General features: G+C 48.7%; 7 protein-coding genes. All 7 read right to left on the reverse strand.

What is annotated here, in order from left to right; all coding sequences use genetic code 11:
* Positions 1-576, reverse strand: a 576-nt coding sequence (gene rpoA, locus ACKOVI_RS00860) for a DNA-directed RNA polymerase subunit alpha (RefSeq protein ID WP_509601896.1), incomplete at its 3' end; no start/stop codon positions are given.
* A 66-nt stretch (positions 577-642) separates the two neighbouring features.
* On the reverse strand, positions 643-1269 hold the full coding sequence (rpsD, locus tag ACKOVI_RS00865; protein ID WP_509601898.1) for a 30S ribosomal protein S4: 627 nt from the start codon (positions 1267-1269) through the stop codon (positions 643-645).
* 17 nt (positions 1270-1286) lie between these two features.
* Positions 1287-1706 (reverse strand): 30S ribosomal protein S11, encoded by a 420-nt coding sequence (rpsK, locus tag ACKOVI_RS00870; RefSeq protein ID WP_509601900.1) that lies wholly within the window; start codon positions 1704-1706, stop codon positions 1287-1289.
* The gene (gene rpsM, locus ACKOVI_RS00875) at positions 1706-2083 is read right to left on the reverse strand and encodes a 30S ribosomal protein S13 (RefSeq protein WP_509601902.1); all 378 of its coding nucleotides are present in this window, start codon (positions 2081-2083) and stop codon (positions 1706-1708) included. Before rpsM ends, rpsK begins: the two co-directional genes overlap by 1 nt.
* A gap of 148 nt (positions 2084-2231) precedes the next feature.
* Entirely contained in the window at positions 2232-2345 is a 114-nt protein-coding gene (rpmJ, locus tag ACKOVI_RS00880; RefSeq protein WP_017955275.1) for a 50S ribosomal protein L36, read from the reverse strand.
* 26 nt (positions 2346-2371) lie between these two features.
* Positions 2372-2593 carry a translation initiation factor IF-1 gene (gene infA / locus ACKOVI_RS00885; RefSeq protein WP_017955276.1) on the reverse strand — a complete coding sequence of 74 codons (222 nt, stop codon included), beginning with the start codon at positions 2591-2593 and terminating at the stop codon, positions 2372-2374.
* A 173-nt stretch (positions 2594-2766) separates the two neighbouring features.
* A partial coding sequence (locus tag ACKOVI_RS00890) for a DUF8686 domain-containing protein (protein ID WP_509601904.1) occupies positions 2767-3276 on the reverse strand: 510 nt, incomplete at its 5' end.

Here is a 3276-nt window from a genome sequence, read left to right on the forward strand (position 1 = left end):
AAGGCGATCGAAGTCTGTGCGCTGTTCTACACGAGTTGCTTCAACCTTGTATGTGACCTTAAGGACTGGTGAATAGATTGAGTCAACAGGAATGCGACCAATCTCAGCTCCAGCTGCCTTGTTCTGAACTGCTGTTACGTAGCCACGGCCGCGCTCGACAGTAAGTTCGATCTCAAGGTTTGCCTTGTCGTTAAGAGTTGCAATGTGAAGCTCTGGGTTATGAATCTCTACACCTGATGGGACTGCAATGTCAGCACCTGTAACAGCGCCTGCACCGGTCTTGCGGATGTAAACAACTGAAGGCTCATCGTTATCTGATGAGAGAACAAGGTTCTTGATGTTAAGGACGATATCAGTGAGATCTTCCTTAACGCCTTCGAGTGTTGTGAACTCATGGAGAGCTCCTGCAACGCGAATGCTTGTTACTGCTGCACCTGGAATAGATGAAAGCAATGTACGACGCATTGAGTTGCCGAGTGTGTAACCAAAACCTGGCTCGAGAGGCTCGATGATGAAACGTGAGCGGTTCTCGCCAATTACTTCTTCGCTAAGTGTTGGACGCTGTGCAATTAGCACTGTTGTTCCTCTTTCTTCTCACGGAAACCCACTATTTGATTTCCTTATTTAGCTACTGAAAATGAATTACTTGCTGTAGAGCTCAACGATGAGCTGCTCTTGAACCTGTGTGTCGATAATTGATCGAGCAGGTACACCATGAACGATGATGCGCATCTGTGATGGCACAACTTCGATCCATGCTGGAACAGCCTTCTCACCGAACTCGGCGCTAGCGACGATGAATGGTGTGAGGTCGTGTGACTTTGGAAGAACATCAATGATGTCCATTGGAGAAACACGGAATGATGGAATGTTGACCTTCTTGCCGTTCACAAGGAAGTGTCCGTGGCGCACCAACTGGCGTGCCATGTCACGTGACTTTGCGAAACCTGCGCGGAAGACAACGTTGTCGAGACGAGTCTCAAGAATGACGAGAAGGTTTTCACCTGTCTTGCCCTGCTTGCGGTTAGCCTCTTCGTAATATCCACGGAACTGCTTCTCGAGTACACCGTAAATACGTGCGCACTTCTGCTTTTCACGCATCTGGAGTAGGTACTCAGATTCCTTAGAACGGCCGCGGCCGTGCTGTCCTGGTGGATATGGACGTGATTCGATCGGACACTTTGGTCCATCGCACTTTGAGCCCTTGAGGAAGAGCTTTACTTTTTCGCGACGGCAACGCTTGCAGTCTGCTCCGGTATAACGAGCCATTTATTCTCTCCCTTTCCTTAAACTCGACGTGGCTTTGGTGGACGGCAACCGTTGTGTGGAGCTGGAGTTGTATCTGAGATAGCTCCAACTTCAAGTCCTGCTGCCTGTAGTGAACGAATTGCAGTTTCGCGTCCTGAGCCTGGGCCCTTAACGAAAACATCTACCTTCTTGAGGCCGTGCTCCTGTGCGCGACGAGCTGCTGCTTCTGCTGCGAGCTGTGCTGCGAATGGAGTCGACTTACGTGAACCCTTGAAACCAACCTGGCCTGATGAAGCCCATGAAATTACTGCACCGGTTGGATCAGTAATTGAAATGATTGTGTTGTTGAAGGTTGACTTGATGAAAGCCTTACCGACAGCAATGTTCTTCTTCTCCTTCTTGCGGAGCTTTACCTTGCCCTTACCTGCGGCAGCGGTCTTTGACTTAGGAGCGGCCATTACTTAGTCACCTTCTTCTTGCCTGCGATTGCCTTACGAGGACCCTTGCGAGTACGTGCGTTTGTATGTGTGCGCTGACCACGTACAGGAAGTCCCTTACGGTGACGAATACCTTGGTAGCTCTGAATTTCAACTTTACGACGGATGTCACCAGCGATTTCGCGGCGAAGATCACCCTCGATTTTGTAGTTAGCTTCGATGTATTCACGAAGCTGTGCGAGTTCTGCTTCTTGCAGATCCTTAACGCGAGTATCTGGTGAAATACCAGTTGCCTTCAGCGTTTCGTGGGAACGAGTAAGACCCATTCCGAAGATATAGGTGAGTGCGATCTCAATGCGCTTTTCGCGCGGAAGATCGACACCGACTAGACGTGCCATTTAATCAACCTGTTCTTTATCCGGAGGTCCTCCGCGATGCTCCTCGACATATTTATCGAGCCCTGGCCTACCGGTCCGGGGGTCTTAAGTATTTCTACTTAAGTCGCATCACGCGTACTTTTATTTACTTGTTGTCTTAGTTAACGTATTAACCTTGACGCTGCTTGTGACGAAGATTTTCGCAGATCACCATTACGCGACCCTTACGACGAATGACTTTGCACTTGTCGCAAATCTTCTTCACGCTTGGATTAACCTTCACGTGATTCTCCTTGTTAGCGAAACTATTTACTTGTAACGGTAAATAATTCGACCCTTTGTTAGGTCATATGGACTGAGTTCTACGATTACACGGTCTGCAGGCAAGATACGGATGTAGTTCTTGCGCATCTTTCCTGAGATGTGAGCCAAGACTTTATGTCCATTAGTAAGTTCAACACGAAACATTGCATTAGGAAGTGCTTCAGCCACAGTGCCTTCGATTTCGATCGCACCATCTTTACTAGCCAAGTAACGCCACCCAATTTCTATATCAGTATTAAACGAACACGGTTCAGCCCAGCCGAAAATCTGTGGATTTCTTGCTGGACAGAAGGGTGATTCTATGCGAGCGCCCCCTTATAAGGGAAATCCGCTCAAACGACCCCTATTTGTGACCGGCGACACGCCGAGGCCCTCACAAGCTAACTTTGGAAGTCTTCACGGCGAACCCAGGTCACCAAAACCCAGAGCGAGCAGACCAGAGTCACAATTAGAGATGGGAAGTAGAAAATCTTGTCTACAAAAATGCCAATAGGTGGAGAGCCTGGCATGAGCCCGCGTAGGGAGATCAGTGAATAAGTCAGAGCAGCTGACCAGGTGAGTGAGCTCAGGGTCGGTGGTCGCTGACCCGAAACCACCATGTAAGTCATGATGGTCACTGAAGTCATCGCCGTAATCATGAGCAACAAGATGATTACGACCAGGAGCTTGGTCGAGTTTGATCGGTGAGCTTCAAAGATTGAGGAAGATTCCCCGTTATTGAATTCACCAACGGCAAGCTTGAACGATTCCTCATCCCCCATCGTCACTGTTCGGAAAGAATCATTCCAAAGCCCACGGGTCATAGTGATGTCGAAGGTATCAATGTTCTTTGTGTAATTGAGAGGCAGGATGTTCTGAGTGATTTGATCGCCATTTTCTAGCGTCGAGAC

The sequence above is a fragment of the Candidatus Planktophila sp. genome (assembly GCF_046070465.1).
Lineage (GTDB): Bacteria > Actinomycetota > Actinomycetes > Nanopelagicales > Nanopelagicaceae > Planktophila.